Consider the following 391-nt stretch of genomic DNA (forward strand, 5'->3'; position numbering starts at 1 on the left):
AAATGCGCGTTTATTCAGAGGAACAGTTCGGCCCAGTTGTACCCATTATTCCCTTTGATGATATCAATACTCCAATTGAGTATATTGTTAACTCAAATTATGGTCAACAAGTGAGTATTTTCGGAGAACATATTGATGCGATTGCTCAACTCATTGATCCCCTAGTGAACCAGGTTTGTCGAGTGAATATTAATAGCCAATGTCAGCGTGGCCCTGATACTTTTCCCTTTACTGGACGCAAAGATTCGGCTGAAGGAACGTTATCGGTTTCGGATGCGTTGCGCTCATTTTCAATTCGGACTTTAGTGGCAACTAAAGATATTGAACAGAATAAAACCTTAATTTCTCAAATGGTTCGAGAACGGAAATCTAACTTAGATCGGAAGAGCAC

Annotated in this window: 1 protein-coding gene; it reads left to right on the forward strand. The window is 40.2% G+C overall.

The features are described 5' to 3' along the window. Nucleotides 1-391, forward strand: a 391-nt coding sequence (locus M595_RS28625) for an aldehyde dehydrogenase family protein (protein WP_023070035.1), incomplete at both ends; no start/stop codon positions are given.

Origin of the sequence: Lyngbya aestuarii BL J (assembly GCF_000478195.2) — a bacterium.
In the GTDB taxonomy this organism is placed as follows: Bacteria; Cyanobacteriota; Cyanobacteriia; order Cyanobacteriales; family Microcoleaceae; genus Capilliphycus; species Capilliphycus aestuarii.